This window comes from Arthrobacter globiformis NBRC 12137 (genome assembly GCF_000238915.1).
GTDB classification, from domain to species: domain Bacteria; phylum Actinomycetota; class Actinomycetes; order Actinomycetales; family Micrococcaceae; genus Arthrobacter; species Arthrobacter globiformis.
This window is the reverse complement of the sequence record NZ_BAEG01000080.1, coordinates 37,940-53,843: the sequence shown is the minus strand read 5'-3', so window position 1 is coordinate 53,843 and position 15,904 is coordinate 37,940. Positions and strand designations below refer to the sequence as shown.

Here is a 15,904-nt window from a genome sequence, read left to right as displayed (position 1 = left end):
CCCAGCAAAGATCCGTCATAAACGACCTGCAGTGTGATCCGCGTCATACTATGGCGGGGAATGTATTCTGCTGCTGAAGCCAATGTCGTCGCCCAGGAGAAAGGACAGCCCGTGAAGCCTCATGCTTCGTTCCGCTTGTTCCGCTCCGGGCTGATCGGGTCCATCGTCCTGGGCCTGGCCGCCGGCGGACACCTCGCCGGTGGTGGCCAGCTGCCCACGCCGGCAATCCTCGCCGCCCTGTGCGCCGTGACCATGGTCCCGGTCGCGGCCATCACGCGTTTCAAACTGTCGATGCCGGTTCTCACCGCGCTGATAGGCGGCGGACAGGCCTGGCTCCACTGGGCATTCGACGCCATGTCCGCGGAAACTCCGACGGCGATTTCCCCGGCGCTGCTTTCGGGACACGCCGGACACACGCCGTCGTCCCTGAACCACGAGGCGCTGATGATGGCCGGCCCGGCGCACGGGTCCGCACCCGACGGACTCATGTTCGCCGCCCACGCCGTCGCCACCCTGGCCACAGCGCTGCTCCTTGCCCATGGCGAGCGCGCCCTCGGGGTACTGGCTGACTGGCTGGGCCCGCTGTTTTGGGACGCCGAACCGTCCGTCGTCGTTCCCGCCGGTGCCCCATTCCCATGCGCCGCTGCTGCGGTCCTTCCGCCTAAGCACCACTCGGTCCGCCTGCCTTCCCGGCGCGGGCCCCCGCTGCTCGCGGCCGCCGCGTAGAGACAGTTCCTTTCACAACTGGCAGGAACTTCCGACGGCGGTTCTTCCGCTTTCCGGACAGGCCCAAGGCCTGATTTTCCTGACCCCTAAAACCTGTGAAAGGCACTCCTGCCATGAATACCTCCCTTCGCCGTACCCTCAAGAGCACCGCAGCCGCCACGCTGGCGGCCGGATTCCTGGCCGCCGGCGCGGCCGCCGCTTCCGCTCACGTCACCGTTGACCCCTCCGCTACCTCGGAGGGCGGCTTCACCAAGCTGACGTTCAGCGTCCCCAACGAATCCGAGACCGCCAAGACCAACAGGCTCGAAGTGAAGCTGCCCACGGACACGCCGCTGACCTCCGTCTCGGTCCTGCCCATCGACGGATGGAAGGCCGAAGTCATTACCACCACCCTGCCCAAGCCGGTCGAGGTGGCCGGGGCAACCGTGACCAAGGCGCCCACCAGCGTGGTCTGGACTGCTGACGCCGCGCACCAGATCGGGCAGAACCAGTTCCAGATGTTCACCCTGTCCGTCGGCCGCCTGCCCGCAGCCGGCACCACGGTGATCCTGCCCGCTGCGCAGGGCTACACGGACGGGACCACCGTCAACTGGGCCGACGCCGCAGCCGAGCACCACCACGCCGCCGCAGCATCGTCCGAGCCCGCCGCGGAAGCTAAAAAGTCCCGCCCGGCACCGACCTTCGTCACCACGGCAGCCGAGAGCGACGGCGCCCACGCAGCGGCCAGCCCGGCAGCCACGCAGGCGTCGGCAGTGGTGCCGGCCGCCTCGGCGTCCTCCTCCGGTGGCGACACTGCCGGGTGGGCCGGGCTGGCTGCAGGACTGATCGGCCTCGCCGCGGGCGTGACAGCGCTGGCCCGTACCCGCGCCAGCCGCGGCAACTAGGCACCGGGGGAACCACTGACCGCGGCAGCTGGCACCCGGGCAGCTAGAAACCGCCGTCACCACTGACCGCGGGCCCTTCCCCCGCGGTCGCTAGTCCGAGCGGTAACCGGCTCTCCAACGCTTATGTGCTGAGCGCCTCACGCCCCACTAACCGGGCGTGAGGCTGCTTCGCGCTACCCACAAACACTTAGCGCTGCCAGGACGCATTCCACTGCCCAAACGCATTCCGCCGTGCTCCGGGATGTTGCGGCTTCGGGATGTTACGGCTTCGGGATGTCACGGCTTCGGGGCGTCACGCGCCTCGGGATGTGATGCGCCACGGCCATGTGCCGTGCTGCCACCCCACCGGGCATCCCACCGCGGATCCCAGCGGGCTATTCCACCGGGGCATCCCACCGGGGCATCCCAGCGAGCGCTCCCAGCGCCCCCAGCCGGCCCGACACGCACTTCGGCAACGCCACCAAGACCTCGAAAGACAAAACCATGACTGTATTAGCCAACCCCCAAAGGACCACCCAACAAACCCCGCCGGCCACCGCTCCCGCCGGCAACGCACCGGAGGGCCGCGGATGGTTCCGTGCGTTCCTGCTCCGGCTCCACTTCTACGCCGGAATCCTGGCCGGGCCGTTCCTGCTCATCGCCGCGCTCAGCGGCGGCCTCTACGCCCTCACGCCCCAACTGGAACAGGCCGTCTACGCCGAGGAACTTCACGTCTCCGCGGTCGCGCAGCCGATGCCGCTTTCGGCCCAGGTGAAGGCAGCCATCGACTCCGCAGGCGGCGCCACGCCCGTCGCCGTGCGCCCGGCACCCGGCCCCGAGGACACCACCAGGGTGCTCTTCGCGGACCCTTCACTGGGTGAGTCCGAGTACAGGACCGTCTTCGTGAATCCCGGCACCGGCGAAATCCGCGGCGACCTCACCACCTACGGCAGCAGCGGCGCGCTGCCGATGCGCACCTGGATCTCCACCCTCCACCGCTCCCTGAATCTCGGCGAGCCCGGCCGGATCTACAGCGAGCTTGCCGCCTCCTGGCTATGGGTGGTTGCCCTCGGCGGGCTGGGGTTGTGGATCGACAGGATCCGCCGACGCCGGACCTCACCCCAGAAAGCCCGTCCGGCGTCCGGCCGGGCCAGGACGGTCTGGCTCCACGGCACCACAGGCACCGTCATGCTCGCGGCCTTCCTGTTCCTCTCCGCCTCCGGCCTGACCTGGTCGGCGCATGCCGGCGACAACATCACGGCCCTGCGGACCAGCCTCGGCTGGCTGACCCCAACCGTTTCCACCTCCTTGAACGGACAGGCCTCCGCACCGGCCGGTGACCACTCCAGCCACGGCTCGGGGTCGGCACCGGTCAGTGCTGCGGCGGACCCGGCGGCCTACGACACCGTCCAACGGATCGCCAGGGCGGACATCATCACCGCACCGATGGTCGACATCAAGCCGCCTGCCGCTGAGGGGAAGGCCTGGACCGTAACCGAGGCAGGCAGGGAATGGCCCGCCACGGCGAGCGCTGTGGCCATCGACCCGGAAACCGAAAAGGTCACCAGCCGCGCCGATTTCAAGGACTTCGGCCTGGCGGCGAAGCTGACCCGCTGGGCCATCGCGGCGCACATGGGCCTGCTCTTCGGGCTGCCGAACCAGCTCGTCCTGCTCGCTGTGGCCGCAGCCCTGGCCGCGATGGTGGTCTGGGGATACGTGATGTGGTGGAAGCGCCGCCCCACCCGCGGCAGTGCCTGGGCCATGGGCCGGCCGGCTCCGCGGGGAGCTTTCGTCCGCGGACACTGGGCCGGGATCCTGACGGCGATCACGGCGATGGTCCTTGTGGGTATGTTCCTGCCGCTCCTTGGCTGGAGCCTGCTCGGTTTCATCCTCCTCGACGCGGCGATAGCGGAAGCCAAGCACCGCCGTCGTCGTCCATTGGAACCGGAACCGGCAGTGGACCCGGAGCAGGTCCCTTCCCGGTAGCGCCCTGGCGCGCAAAGTGGGCATGGCCGCCCCGGCCCGCCGTCGATAGACTGAGAATGGCCGCCGCGGCAGCAGGCCGCCCCGGCTTTCCCGAACAGGAGGTCACGATGGGTTTGGGTGACAAAATCCACAATGCCGCCGAAAAACTCCACGGCAGAAGCAAGGAAGCGGCCGGCCGCGCCACCGGAGACGAACGGCTCCGGTCCGAAGGCAGGGCCCGCCATATCAGGGCCGACCTCAAGCAGGCCGGCGAAAAGATCAAGGACGCCTTCAGGAGGCACTAAGGTCCCGCATTAGAGCTCGAGGCCCTGTCCGGTAAGAGCGGACAGGGCCTCGCCGCGCCTGCGGACTGGCCCCGGACGTTCTGAGGCCTAGAGGCGTTAAAAAAACGTTAAGATTGGCGCCGCCAGCGGAGGAACTGCTGTTGCGGCGAAGGGCGGCACAGTACCGTTGATCCATGCCGTCCTGCGATGGCCCCCAACACCGCAGGGCGGCATTTCCATGCCCTCCGGCGGGTGCTTCCCGATCGGCGGACTCCCAAAAGCGGGTCGGCGGATTACCAAAAGTGGCCGCCCAACCGGTCCCGAGGCGGCGTCTTTCGGTAAATAGACGCGCCACCAGGACGTGGCCCCGTGCGAACAACGCTTGGCACCCTTGTCGGACGGGCCCTTGTCGGAAGGGCCTCAAATATCCGTTCGCGCTCACATAAACCGGCCCAGTGAGGGGGACGTCGCAGCCCGGTCCGCGGTTTCGCCAAAAGGGCCGCTCGAAGTGGCTACGAAGCGGCCCTTTTTGGTAACTCGTCACGGCAGGGGCTTCCAAGCGGCCCTTTTTGGTAACTCGACGAGGCAACGAGGTTCGAAGCGGCCACATTGGGCGAACCGGCCCTTTCTGGCAAGACTTCGCGGCGATGACCCTTCAGTGGACCAGGCCGGAGACCAGGTTGATGACCGTTGCCAGCACGATCGCGCCCAGCAGGTAGGACAGCAACGCCTGGCGGAGCACCGTACTGCGAATTGCATCCGTTTTGAGGTTGGTATCCGAGACCTGGTAGGCCATGCCCACGGTGAAGGCCAGGTACGCGAAGTCCATGTAGCGCGGCGGCTTGTCCTCATTGAAGTCGACGCCGCTCTTGTCGCGGTAGTAGATGGAGGCGTAGCGCAATGTATAGAGCGTGTGCACGAGGAACCAGGACAACGCCACGCTCCCCAGCGCCAATGCGATGATGCCCGATTTGGCTGGGCCTTCGCTGTTGGAGGCATCCCCGAGGATCAGGGCAACGCCTCCGAAACTTGCCACCGTCGCGGCCAAGACCAGGGCGTCGGAGGCGGCCCGGCCAGGATCGTCGCGCCGGGCGTGGGCAGCCGTGGCCGCCGCGGGCAGGCGCCCGATGATGGCCCACACCCAGACGAGATAGGTGGCGGAGGCGGCCGCCCACCCCAGGGCCGGCGCATAAGTCCACGTCTGCAAGAGCCCCACCGCAACAGCCACAGCCAGGCCGACGACAACCATCACCAGCAGCCTGAGCCGTGAATGATGCGCCGGCCGGTCGAAGTTCGATGCCTGGTGTCCTGCCCCGCCCGCGCTGCTCATCGTCTGATCATTGCAGTTTCCAGGCTCGTTCCGGCTCCGCGCCGCCGCAGGTCCGGAAGCCCCGGGGCCGGGTGAGGGGTGGTCGCGGCCCCTAGTTCGCCGGTTCGCCAGCCGTTTCGCCAAAAAGGGCCGCTTGAAGTGGATTCGAGCGGCCCTTTTTGGCGAAACGCCGCGCGTGCAGAAACCCCGGAAGCGCGAACGGACACTTAGGCCCCGGCTGGGGGGCCTCAAGTGTCCGTTCGCGCTCCGTTGAAGGGCCTCAAGTGTCCGTTCGCGCTCCGTTGAAGGGCCTCAAGTGTCCGTTCGCGCTCCGTTGAGGGGCCCCAAGTGTCCGTTCGCGCTCGACGAAGCCGCGCTAGCTGAGCGCGGGCACCTGCACCCGGCCCGGCTTGAAGCGGGCGCCGAAACCGGGAGCAACAGGCACGTCGATCCGGGCGTGGGTGTGGACTTCGGTGACGGTCGCTTTGGTGTGCTCCGCGATCTTCTCCAGGGTGGTCACCCACATGCCGTCCATGCCCTTGACCCGCTCGATCAGCTGTTCCAGGGCCACCGCCTTGGACGGCCGGCCCGAGATGAACGGGTGGTTCGTGAGCACGAAGCAGCTTCCCTGCGAGTGGTGCGCCTGCGCCTCGAGCGTCCACATCTCCAGCACCTTGGCCGGGCTTTCGATCACGCCGCTGCCCGTCACACCGGGATAGAACGCGTACTGCTCCCAGTCATCCAGCGTCCAGTCGACGGGGATCTCCACGATGTCGCGGGTGTCGCCGGCACCGGCGGGAGAACCCGAGGAGACCGACATCCGGTACGGCGCATCGCCGTCGAGGAGGCTGGAGTCGTAGAGGAAGCCACGGTCCGCGAGCAGCGCCGGCGAGTGCCAGTTCAGCTCCCACCACGGGGCGCGGTATCCCACCGGCCGGATCCCGGCGACCTTCTCCAGCGCCTCGAGTCCCCGGTCGATGTAGCTCGCCTCGGTGGCTGCGTCGATCCCCTGCATGGGCTCGTGCAGGTACCCGTGGTGCGCTACCTCGTGGCCGCCGTCGACGATCTGCCGCACCACGTCGGGGTAGCTTTCGGCGGTGAAGCCGGGGATGAAGAACGTCGCCCGGACGTCCTGCCGCGCGAGGATCTGCAGCAACCGCGGCACCGCGACCTTGGGCCCGTACGACTGGTGGCTCATGAGCGACATGCGCCGGGTGCTGGTGGGGTCGTGCGCGATGACGCAGGATTCGGCGTCGACATCGAAGGTGAAGGATGCGGCGGCAGTGAAGCCGGCGGGCCAGGTGATGGGGTGCTGGGAATCCGCGAAGGCGCTGGTGCTCATGCCGGGGTTCCTTTCGTCAGAGGGCGAACTGGAGAGGTGCAGAAGGATTTAGAGTTCGACGGCGGAAACCGGCTGGGGTGCCTGCGCAGCGTCAGGTGCGCTGACCGCGGCGGAGGTGCCGGCGTCGTCCGTCACCGTTACGTACGGCCGGTGCAGCCGGGGGCCGAGAACCGCGTACACCGCGGCGCTGGTAAGTCCGCCCGCGAGCCAGGAGAGGTCCCAGCCGCCCAGGGCAACCGCGATGGGGCCCTGCATGATCGGGATGAGCCCGTACATGAACAGCCAGGTGGCCGCGATCCCGGCGAGCAGCGCGGTCACGCCGGCCCAGTTGACCACGGGCAGCCGGCGGGTGCCGACGCCGTCGAACAGCCGTTCCACCTTGCCCGGCCAGCGCTTCTCCAGCCAAAAGTAGTGCACCAGCATCACACCGCCCCAGGCGGCCACCCAGGCCACGAGGCCGATCAGCCAGGCGTCCAGCACCGAGGCGAAGTCCTCCTGGAAGATGAAGAAGACGACGGCGATGAGCGAGAAGACGCCGACGAACAGGTTGAGTTTGCGGCGGCTGATGGTGATGTCCAGGGCCTGCGTGGCCACCGAGAAGGTGTAGATGTTCAGGATGTTGGTGGCGATGGGTCCGTGGAGCACCATCAGGAGCACGGGCAGCGCCATGGCGCCGAAGTTCTGCACGATCAGTTTGCCGGGGTCGACTTCGCCGCTGTTGGTGGCCAGGCTCGCGCCGAGAACGCCGAGCCAGACGACGGGGATGAACTGGCCCAGGACGGAGGCCAGGTAGACCTTTTTCTTGGGGACGGTGGTGCTGACGAAGCGGGAGTAGTCGGCCGCGTAGGTGAACCAGGTGATGCCCCAGCCAATGCCGATGGCCGTCATCACGGCGCTCATGGCCGCGATGCGTTCGGAGCCTTCCAGGATGTTGCCCGCGGGGCCGGCGTAGGTCCAGTCGATCTTCAGGCCGAACCAGGCCACGGCGGACATGACCACCAGGATGATGATGGTGGGCGGCACGGTCCATTTTTCGAAGGCGGCGATCGCCTTGTACCCGAACCAGGCGATGGCAACCTGCGCGGCCATGATGAACGTGGCGACGCCGATCTTCCAGGCGTAGTTGTGGGCGTCGGGATCCACCCAGCCGAGGGTGCCGAAGAGCGCCATGACCAGGTCGAGGATGATCCAGGTGTTGACGGCGCACCAGCCCACCACGAGCAGGGCCTGGATCGCGGCCGGGAGGTAGTTGCCGCGGCGGCCGAAAGCGGCTCGGGCCAGGACCATGCCGGTGGCGCCGGTCTTCTGGCCCAGCAAAACGAAGCAGCCGAAGAGCAGCATGCCGATCAGGTTGCCGAGGACCAGGACGGTGACCGTGTCAGCAAAGCCCAGGCCCAGGTTGATGCCCAGGGCGCCGAGGACCCAGTTGATCGGGGCAAGGTTTGCGCCCGCCCAGATCCAGAACTGGCCCGACACCTTGCGGGTGCGCGCGGATTCCGGAATGGGCTGGAGCCAGGCTTCGAAGTCCTCGGCCTGCTCCATTGCGGGCCCGGACTGCGGTGTTGAGGAGTTGTGCATCGGAAAAGCCTCCGTATGAGGAAGAAGAGCCTCCGGGAAGAAGGGATGCATTAAGCGTATGTGCGCTACATCACAGCAACAAGGTACGATCTGTCTAACATAATTACCTTGCCTATGACGGAGTGTAAAATCAGTGTTGCTCGAAGACGTCCTGAAGCACCGGACCGTACAGGCGGCTGATCCGCTGCTGCGCGCCGCCCCGGACAGCGTGCCCGGCCGGCAGGTGCGGTGGGTCCACTCGAGCGAGGTCCTGGACATCGCTCCCCTGCTGCGCGGCGGCGAGCTCCTCCTCAGCGGCGGCCAGGCCTTGGCCACCGCAAGCGATAAGCGGCAGGTGGACTACGTCCGCGAACTGGCGGGACGCGGCGTCGCCGCCCTGGCCATCGAGACCGGGCCGACGCTGCCCGACATTCCCGAGTCCATGCTCATCGCAGCGGAGTCCAACGGCCTGCCGCTGTTCGAGCTGCGCAAGGTGGCGCCCTTCGTGGGCATCATGCAGGAGATCAACTCCATCCTGGTGGGCCAGTCCGTGGAGCTGCTGCAGCGCGGCGACGAGATCAGCCACGCCATGGCGGCCGAACTCGCCCACGGCGGCGGGCTGGATGAGGTGCTCGCCGTGCTCGCCGGGCAGACCGGGACCAGCGTCCGCCTGGTTTCGCCGGCGGGGCTGACGCTGGGGAGTGCGGGTGCCGACGGCGGCGGTTCTGCCGGCGGTACTGGAACCGGCGGTTTGGCGACAGCGAGTACGACGGCGGTCGACGTTCCGGTCCGCGGTGTGCTGGCCGCGCGGCTGGAACTGGAGGCGCCCGAGGGGATCGACCCGGCGTTTGTCCGGGTAGCCGGTGAACGCTCCGTCGACATTCTTGGTCTGGCGCTGCTGCAGCGGATGCCGCCGGGCCTGAAGGAACTGGCGGGAGCGGAACTGATGCGCGCCGTCCATTCCGGTGCCCAGCCGTGGCGGCTGGAGCAGCTGGGGGCCGCGGCAGGGTTCGCCGTCGACGGTCCGGTGGCCGCCGTCATGATCCGTTCCGCCGCTTCCGGCCGGCTGCGCCCGGCGCTGGACAGGATTCTGGCGGACTCGGTCCCGCATGCTGCCAGCTATGCCGACAAGCTGGAGCTCATCGCGTTGGCCGGCCTCCCGCCCGAGGGAACCCGTGCCGCGCGGGCGTCGCTAATCGAGGTGCTGGGGAACCTCGACGTCCCGGAAGGTTCCGCGATCGCCGTCGGACCTCTGGGGCAGGGCGTCGGCGAGGCCGCCTGGTCCATGGCGGAGGCTCGCCGGACGCTGGACCTGGCGCCGCGGACTGGCCGTGCCGCCAGCGGACCCCGGCAGGTGCGGGATGCGGACGCGTTCAGTGCCGAGCGGCTGGCTGCCGAGAGCATCGACGGCGGTGCCCGCCGCGACTTCGTCCGCCGGACGCTGGGACCCGTTCTCGAGCACGACGAACAGCGGAACTCGCAGCTGCTGCACACCCTGACGGTGTGGCTGGATTCCGGCTGCAACACGGCGCAGGCAGCACGCGAGCTGCACCTGGAGCGGCAGTCGATGTACCACCGGCTGCAGCGCATCTTCGACCTCTGCGGCGGCGACCCCCGGGGAACGGGCAGGCTCGCGGGCCTGCACCTGGCAACCCGCCTAGCCCCACTCCCCTAGGCCCCTTCCTCACATCCGGTCGCCTAGATCCCGACGCTTCCTCACAGGACAGCGTCCGGATCCCGACGCAACCTCGCTCACGACGGCGCCTGCCCAAACACGCAGGCAAGCGAACGACGGCGGGAGGTCCCGCCGTCGTCCACTAACCCATCACGCCGCTGGGCGCCGGGGATCCCAGCACCGGCGGTGAATTCAACCAAGATCAGGAACCTATGCGGGCGAATGCGCAGTCACGGATGCGCGCTCAACTGCCGGGCACGCGATTTTCACGGCGGCGTCGTTGGAGGCTTCGTCCAGGCCCAGAAGCATGCGGACTCCTGCCGCCCCGAGTTCGTAGTGGGGCAGCGACACTGTGGACAGCGGAGGCCTGAGGTGGGCCGCGATCACTTCCTGGTTGTCAAAGCCCACAACCGCTATGTCATCTGGAACGGAGAGCCCGTTTTCCCGCAGCCCGTCGTAGAGGCCCATGGCCATCCGGTCGTTGTAGCAGTACACGGCGGTGACGTTGCGTTTGAGTAGTTCTGCCGTTGCACCGTATCCGCCTTCCTGATCCGGATAGGCTTCCAAGACCAACTCGGGATCGAACGGAATTCCGGCAGCCTCCAGTGCGTCCTGGTAGCCCTGAAGCCGTCCGTCCTTGGCTGGGGCGGGGATCGTGGCGTTAATGAAAGCGATGCGCCGGTGGCCGCCGCGGAGCAGGATTTCCGTCGCCGACTGCCCACCCTGCTCTTCGTCGGGTACGACAGCACGGGCCGCGCCCGGCTCCGGGGAGAAGCAGTTGACCAGGACGAAGTCCGCCTCACGCAGTGTTTCCGGGATGGCAGTAGGACGGTGGAACCACGTCGAATACAGGATGCCGCGTACCTTGTATTCCAGCATCATGGCGATCGCGTCCTTTTCGAGATCGCGGTTGCCCTCGGTGTTGGCTATCAGCAGCGCGTATCCGTGTTTCCAGGCCTCGTCCTGCGCTCCGTGGATGATCTGACCCGCGAACGGGGTGGTCGCGACGCCGTCCGCAACGAGTCCGATGAACTTTGAGGTGCCGCTGACCAGGGTTTTGGCCAGCGCATTGGGGCGGTAGCCGAGCTGCCGGATCGCGTCCTTGACGCGCTGACGCGTCTCATCGGCAATGCGCGCGTTCTTCTTCTGGTTGATCACAAGCGACACCGTGGCAGTGGATACACCGGCTGCTTCGGCAACTTCGCGGAGGGTCACGGGGTGGGCGCGTTCAGGTGTCCTCGGGGCACGAGCCGCAGGCGCCGGCTTGCCCGTACTTTTCTCCTTTGAAACCATCTGCCCTCCTTCAGGAGTATATCCGTCAACCGCAGCCGTCATCCTTTGGTCGCACCGCTTTCCAGGCCTTGGATCATGGCTTTGTTCAGGACCAGGAAGACCAGCAGCAGCGGGGTGATGGTGACGCACACGGCGGCGAAGGTTGCGGTCCAGTCGACCTTGCCCATGGCGCCGATGTAGTTCTGCATGCCCAGCGGGATGGTTTTCAGGTCCTCGGACAGGACGAAGGTGTTGGCGAAGATGAAGTCGTTCCAGATGAAGATGCTGTTGACAAGCACGACGGTCACAACGGTGTTCAGGGACAGCGGCAGGGTGATCAGGCCGAAGATCCGGTATGGTCCGGCGCCGTCCAGGGACGCCGCCTCGTACGTTTCACGGGGGATGTATTCGAAGAACGAGGAGAACAAGTAGACGGACATGGGCAGGGAGAACCCGGCCAAGGGAATGATCATCGACTGGTATGTATCGAGGAGGTTCACCGTGGAGTAGTCGATGAACAGCGGGACCAGTGCGATCTGGACGGGGACGATGATGCCGATGAGGAACAGCCCCCGGACCAGGCGGCTGAGGCGGAATCCGAGGACCTGGATGGCGTAGGCGGCCATCATGCCCAGCAGCACGATCAGGATGTTGGCGCCCATCGTGACGATGAAGCTGTTCAGGATGTTTTTTCCGAGGTCCCCGGTTTCAAAGGCCCGCGCGTAATTCTCCAGGGTGAGCGCTTTGGGAAGGCCGAACGGGTCTCCAGTGGCGAAGTCGTGTTCGCTGCGCAGGCTTGTCAGGAAAAGCCAGGCGAGCGGGTAGACCTGGACGATGACGATGAGTGCGATGAGTACGCGGGACAGCGTACGGAAGGCGCTGGGGCGGCGGCGCCGGCGTGCGGCCGGCGGGGCCGGCGATGGCGGGGCGGCCGGTGTTGCGGGGGCTGTCTGGGTGATCATGACTCTGCCTTCCGCTTGAGCATGAAGAGGATGAGGCCGACGGCGACGAGGCACTCGATCACGATGAACACGGAGATGGTGCTGGCGTACCCGAAGTCGGTACTGGTGAATGCTGTCTTGTACATGTAGGTGGTGAGAAGTTCCGAGGACTGGCCGGGGCCGCCGTTGGTCATGAGGTAGGGGATGTCGAAGCCGCGCAGCCCGTAAGTGGTGGCCATGATCGTGGTGGTGATCCATACCGGACGGATGTGCGGAAAACGGATCTTCGTGAACAGCGTCCACCGGGAAGCGCCGTCGAGGACGGCTGCCTCTTCCAGCTCCTTCGGGACGGAGATCAGCGCTGCGTAAATGATCAGCATGTACAGGCCGGTGAACCGCCATCCTTCGGGGGCAGAGACGGCGGCAAGAACCGTGTTGACGTCGGAGAGCCAGGCGCGTTCCAGGCTGCCGAGGCCCATCCAGTCCAGGAGCTGGTTGAGCAGACCCACGGGGTCGATGGAGTAGATGCGCACGAACAGGAACGCGATCGCAACCGTGGAGATGACGGCCGGCAGGAGGTAGAGGGTTTTAATGAGTTCGCGGCCGCGCCGCAGCGACGTCAGCAGACTGGCCACCAGCAGGGCGCCACCCAATTGCAGGACCAGGCAGATGGCCAGGTATCCGAGGGCGTTGAAGAACGAGCGCCAAAAGACGTCATCGGCGGTGAACATCCGGACGTAGTTGGCCAGTCCCACGAACTCCATGTCACTGATGCCGTTCCAGGAGAAGAAGCTCAGGAACAGGGACTGGAGGATTGGGAACAGCACGGCGGCACCGTAGAGGAGCAGCGGCGGGAGCAGGAAGACCAGGACTGAGAGCCGGGACCGGTTGGGGAGCATGGCGGGCCTTTCGGGCGGGGGACGCAGAGTCCCCCGCCGCTGGGAGTTACTTGAAGAACTTGGGGGCGTTCTGCGCGACGGCGCTGTCCATCGTGCTGGTGAACTGCTCGGGCGTGATGTCGCCCTGGACCAGGAGCACGAGCTCCTGCTGCAGCCTGCCGTTGGTGGTCGGATCGAGCTGGGTGTCCCATGGCATGGCCTGCTCATCCCCAAGATCGTTCGCCTTCTCGACGGCCTTCTTGTACAGCGGGGTGGCGTTGGCGGGGATGGCCGTCTTGACGTTCGTCGTCGGGGAGAGAGCACCGGTTGCCGCGTATTCGGAGGGGTATTTCTCCAGGGCAAACTTAAGGAAGTCACTGACGAGCGGGTCGTACGTCTTGGAGTTCACGGCCATGCCGATGCCCGACGGGGAGACGAATTCGTTGGCCGCGGTGGCCGTTCCTTCCGTCGTCGGTAGGGTGATGAAGTCGATGTCACCGCGGACTGCCGGGTTCAGCTTGTCCGTGGCCAGGCTGGGCAGTTCCCAGGTGCCGATGTTGTACATGGCTGCCTTGCCGGAGGTGAACTGGTTTTGCGCATCGGAGTAGCCCTGCGACGAGAAGCCGTCCTGGAAGCATTTGGCCTTGCCCAGGGCAGCCAGCCATTCGACGGTCTTCTGCCCTGCCGGGTCGGAGAACTTGGCCTCGCCCTTCTTCAGTTTTTGGATAAAGTCCGGGCCGGTTTCTCGGAAGGGCTGATAAGCGGCGTAGCGTTCCAGCGGCCACTGGTCCTGTCCGTCGATTGCGATTGGGGTGATGCCGGCCTTGCGCAGGGACGTGCACAGGGCGGGGATGTCGTCCAGGGACTTCGGGGCGGAAACTCCCGCCTTCTGCAGCAGTGACTTGTTGTACCAGATGAATTCGAGCTCGAACTGGAACGGGATCATGTAGAGCGAGCGGTCATCGAAGCGCTGGTAGTCCAACGCCGCAGGCCGGTAGTCGTCGTAGACGTTGAGTGTCTTGAGCAGTTTCTCGGCGTCGACCATCTTGCCCTGTTTGGCCAGCTGCTGGGCGAAGGGGGTGGCATCGGTGTCAAAGAGCTCTGGAAGCTTGTTCGCGGCGGCAAGGGTTTCGAGCTTCTGGATGTAGGAGGGCCGGTCCGGCGTGGTGATCAGGTTCAGGGAGAAGCCCGGGTGGTTCTTGGCGTAATCGTCGGCGAGCTTTTTCATTATGTTGATGACGGCGCCGTCTGCCGGACGGGACAACAGCCATGATATTTCGCGGGGCTTGATTTCGCCGGTGGGAGTGACGTTGGAGGAGTTGCTGGCCCCTCCGCCGCCGCAGCCGGCCAGTGCAAGGGCGGTGACAGCTGCCACGGCAGCGGTTCGGAACAGTTTTTTCATTGCGGCAATCTTCCTTGATTGGAACGGACGATGAGGGTGGCTGGCCTGTTCAGCTGTTGGAGCGCTGACGTAGCTCAAGTTCGGTGACGGTGGCGGAACCTTCGCCGGCGAACACGCCGAGCCGGCCTTCCGGCAGGTCGTAAATTCTGGTGCTGAGGGACACCTGCCGGTCCAGGACCGCGACGCAGAGGTCCCCGTCCACCACAACCTCCAGCGTGTGTGCCCCGGGGCTGAGGTTGCAGGGGCGCTCCAGCTCTATGTCGAAGGGAACTTCCCCGGAGACGTGCCACTGTGCGTCGCCGGTGATGTTGCGGGGCCACCGGTCAAACACCATACGGCCGCGTTTCGGTTCCAGGCGGATGATGTAGGACCGGTCTCCGTCCGCGCTGGAGCGCAGCAACAGCCCGCATTCGCTCGTATGGGCACCAATGTCCAACACCGCCTTCGCGTAGAACTGGCTGGGCAGGTCTTCGTCGGAAACGACGGCGGCATACCCGTCAGGTGCATTGAGCCGCGTGGGCAGATTGTTTGTCAGCGCTACCGGGATCTCGTCCCAGAAGCTGTCCACGAGTTCATCCGCGAAGGAGAATCCCAGTGTCCCGTCCGGGTTCTGGCGGGCTTCCAGCACGGACATGGTGCCGGCCCACTGCCAGGGTCCTTGATCGGTGTTGCCTTCCTTGCTGGCGATCCATCCGAAGAAAAAACGGCGTCCATCGCGCTCCGCGGTCTTTGAGGCGTAGAAGGCGCGGCCGTCGATGCTGTCCAGATTCGGCACCATCCACGGACCGTCGGGGCTTTTTGCCATCCGGTAGCGGGTGGTGAAGGACTCGGAGAACTCGGAATAGACCATGTACCACCAGTCACCCCAGGAGAAGACGTCCGGGCATTCGTGGGTGATGTAGCGCCGGGGGTCCCAGAACGGCTCGGCGTACTGCCAGGTCTTCAGGTCGCCGGACACGCACTGGGCGATGACGCCGCGGCGGCGTTCCGGCCCGGCGGCATGCCGTGCGGCCAGAAGCATCCTCCACTGCCCGGCTTCCTCGTCCCGGAAGACGAAGGGATCCCGCCAGTCACCGGATTCGTAGCCTTCGGGGGCGCCGAAGGTGAGTTCAGGGTGCTTCGTCCACGTTTGCATGCCATCTGTGCTCGTTGCGTGCATGACGAGCTGGAGAGGCGCGCCGTCGGCTCCGAGGTTGCGTGGGTTCTGGCCTGTGTAGAAGAGGTGGTGGGTGCCGGCGCCGTCGACGACGATGCTGCCCGTGTAGGCGTTGAAGTCCAAATCGGTTTCGCTGCCGTGGTGCAGTGCGACGCCATGGTTCTCGAACTGCGTGAGGTCTTTGGTGGTGACGAGGTTCCATGAAGTGCCGGGCTTCGGGTCCGAGCGGACTTCGTGAAGGTAGAAGAGCCAGAACTCTCCATCCTTCTCGAAGGGAATAAGGTCCCCAACCCATCCATCGGTGGGCTGGAAGAAGACTGAGCGTTTCATCTGCGCTGATGTCCATTCTGCTAAAGCGTTTGATCACGAGTAAGTTAGCGTTAATGCGGTTCCGTGATCAAGCGTTTTAGCAAAGTTTATTTTTCGGCGTCCGCTGGTCCCGCCCCGGAAATGCCTGGGGTGAGGCACGCCGTTCCGGGCAGCGACATGCATTTTGATAAAACGCTTGACCATGGCGTGCGAACCCCACTATCG

Annotated in this window: 13 protein-coding genes; 5 read left to right on the top strand and 8 right to left on the bottom strand. The window is 65.9% G+C overall.

Annotation, left to right across the window (positions count from 1 at the left end):
- The first annotated feature begins 111 nt into the window (after positions 1–111).
- The 4 genes from ARGLB_RS15050 to ARGLB_RS15035 all read left to right on the top strand — a co-directional run bounded on the left by ARGLB_RS15050 (position 112) and on the right by ARGLB_RS15035 (position 3,859).
- Positions 112–726 carry a hypothetical protein gene (locus tag ARGLB_RS15050; RefSeq protein ID WP_043419362.1) on the top strand — a complete coding sequence of 205 codons (615 nt, stop codon included), beginning with the start codon at positions 112–114 and terminating at the stop codon, positions 724–726.
- A gap of 113 nt (positions 727–839) precedes the next feature.
- Positions 840–1,610, top strand: a complete 771-nt coding sequence (locus tag ARGLB_RS15045) for a YcnI family copper-binding membrane protein (protein ID WP_003804068.1) — start codon at positions 840–842, stop codon at positions 1,608–1,610.
- A gap of 483 nt (positions 1,611–2,093) precedes the next feature.
- Complete coding sequence (locus ARGLB_RS15040) at positions 2,094–3,575, top strand: PepSY-associated TM helix domain-containing protein (RefSeq protein WP_003804066.1); 1,482 nt, start codon at positions 2,094–2,096, stop codon at positions 3,573–3,575.
- A gap of 107 nt (positions 3,576–3,682) precedes the next feature.
- Positions 3,683–3,859, top strand: a complete 177-nt coding sequence (locus tag ARGLB_RS15035; RefSeq protein ID WP_003804064.1) for a CsbD family protein — start codon at positions 3,683–3,685, stop codon at positions 3,857–3,859.
- A 634-nt stretch (positions 3,860–4,493) separates the two neighbouring features.
- Here the strand turns inward: ARGLB_RS15035 and ARGLB_RS15030 are convergent.
- The 3 genes from ARGLB_RS15030 to ARGLB_RS15020 all read right to left on the bottom strand — a co-directional run bounded on the left by ARGLB_RS15030 (position 4,494) and on the right by ARGLB_RS15020 (position 8,067).
- On the bottom strand, positions 4,494–5,168 hold the full coding sequence (locus ARGLB_RS15030) for a DUF1345 domain-containing protein (protein WP_003804062.1): 675 nt from the start codon (positions 5,166–5,168) through the stop codon (positions 4,494–4,496).
- Between the two features lie 355 nt (positions 5,169–5,523).
- Positions 5,524–6,489: a polysaccharide deacetylase family protein gene (locus ARGLB_RS15025; RefSeq protein WP_003804060.1), complete on the bottom strand. Its 966-nt coding sequence runs from the start codon at positions 6,487–6,489 to the stop codon at positions 5,524–5,526.
- A gap of 48 nt (positions 6,490–6,537) precedes the next feature.
- Positions 6,538–8,067 carry a purine-cytosine permease family protein gene (locus ARGLB_RS15020; protein WP_003804058.1) on the bottom strand — a complete coding sequence of 510 codons (1,530 nt, stop codon included), beginning with the start codon at positions 8,065–8,067 and terminating at the stop codon, positions 6,538–6,540.
- Positions 8,068–8,200: 133 nt separating this feature from the next.
- Here ARGLB_RS15020 and ARGLB_RS15015 point away from each other — a divergent pair, with 133 nt between their 5' ends.
- Complete coding sequence (locus ARGLB_RS15015) at positions 8,201–9,721, top strand: PucR family transcriptional regulator (protein WP_003804056.1); 1,521 nt, start codon at positions 8,201–8,203, stop codon at positions 9,719–9,721.
- Positions 9,722–9,931: 210 nt separating this feature from the next.
- Here the strand turns inward: ARGLB_RS15015 and ARGLB_RS15010 are convergent, their stop codons facing one another.
- Genes ARGLB_RS15010 through ARGLB_RS14990 form a run of 5 tightly spaced genes read right to left on the bottom strand, consistent with a single transcriptional unit; the run spans position 9,932 to position 15,700 of the window.
- Entirely contained in the window at positions 9,932–11,014 is a 1,083-nt protein-coding gene (locus ARGLB_RS15010; protein WP_003804054.1) for a LacI family DNA-binding transcriptional regulator, read from the bottom strand.
- Between the two features lie 38 nt (positions 11,015–11,052).
- Complete coding sequence (locus ARGLB_RS15005) at positions 11,053–11,955, bottom strand: carbohydrate ABC transporter permease (protein WP_003804052.1); 903 nt, start codon at positions 11,953–11,955, stop codon at positions 11,053–11,055.
- Complete coding sequence (locus ARGLB_RS15000) at positions 11,952–12,833, bottom strand: carbohydrate ABC transporter permease (protein WP_003804050.1); 882 nt, start codon at positions 12,831–12,833, stop codon at positions 11,952–11,954. Before ARGLB_RS15000 ends, ARGLB_RS15005 begins: the two co-directional genes overlap by 4 nt.
- Before the next feature lie 46 nt (positions 12,834–12,879).
- Positions 12,880–14,214 carry an ABC transporter substrate-binding protein gene (locus ARGLB_RS14995; protein ID WP_003804048.1) on the bottom strand — a complete coding sequence of 445 codons (1,335 nt, stop codon included), beginning with the start codon at positions 14,212–14,214 and terminating at the stop codon, positions 12,880–12,882.
- Between the two features lie 49 nt (positions 14,215–14,263).
- The gene (locus ARGLB_RS14990; protein WP_003804046.1) at positions 14,264–15,700 is read right to left on the bottom strand and encodes a glycoside hydrolase family protein; all 1,437 of its coding nucleotides are present in this window, start codon (positions 15,698–15,700) and stop codon (positions 14,264–14,266) included.
- Between the last annotated feature and the right edge of the window lie 204 nt (positions 15,701–15,904).

Coding starts and splice junctions, on each gene's coding strand:
- ARGLB_RS15045 (WP_003804068.1), top strand. CDS start 840: ATGAATACCTCCCTTCGCCGTACCCTCAAGAGCACCGCAGCCGCCACG.
- ARGLB_RS15040 (WP_003804066.1), top strand. CDS start 2,094: ATGACTGTATTAGCCAACCCCCAAAGGACCACCCAACAAACCCCGCCG.
- ARGLB_RS15035 (WP_003804064.1), top strand. CDS start 3,683: ATGGGTTTGGGTGACAAAATCCACAATGCCGCCGAAAAACTCCACGGC.
- ARGLB_RS15030 (WP_003804062.1), bottom strand. CDS start 5,168: ATGAGCAGCGCGGGCGGGGCAGGACACCAGGCATCGAACTTCGACCGG.
- ARGLB_RS15025 (WP_003804060.1), bottom strand. CDS start 6,489: ATGAGCACCAGCGCCTTCGCGGATTCCCAGCACCCCATCACCTGGCCC.
- ARGLB_RS15020 (WP_003804058.1), bottom strand. CDS start 8,067: ATGCACAACTCCTCAACACCGCAGTCCGGGCCCGCAATGGAGCAGGCC.
- ARGLB_RS15010 (WP_003804054.1), bottom strand. CDS start 11,014: ATGGTTTCAAAGGAGAAAAGTACGGGCAAGCCGGCGCCTGCGGCTCGT.
- ARGLB_RS15005 (WP_003804052.1), bottom strand. CDS start 11,955: ATGATCACCCAGACAGCCCCCGCAACACCGGCCGCCCCGCCATCGCCG.
- ARGLB_RS15000 (WP_003804050.1), bottom strand. CDS start 12,833: ATGCTCCCCAACCGGTCCCGGCTCTCAGTCCTGGTCTTCCTGCTCCCG.
- ARGLB_RS14995 (WP_003804048.1), bottom strand. CDS start 14,214: ATGAAAAAACTGTTCCGAACCGCTGCCGTGGCAGCTGTCACCGCCCTT.
- ARGLB_RS14990 (WP_003804046.1), bottom strand. CDS start 15,700: ATGAAACGCTCAGTCTTCTTCCAGCCCACCGATGGATGGGTTGGGGAC.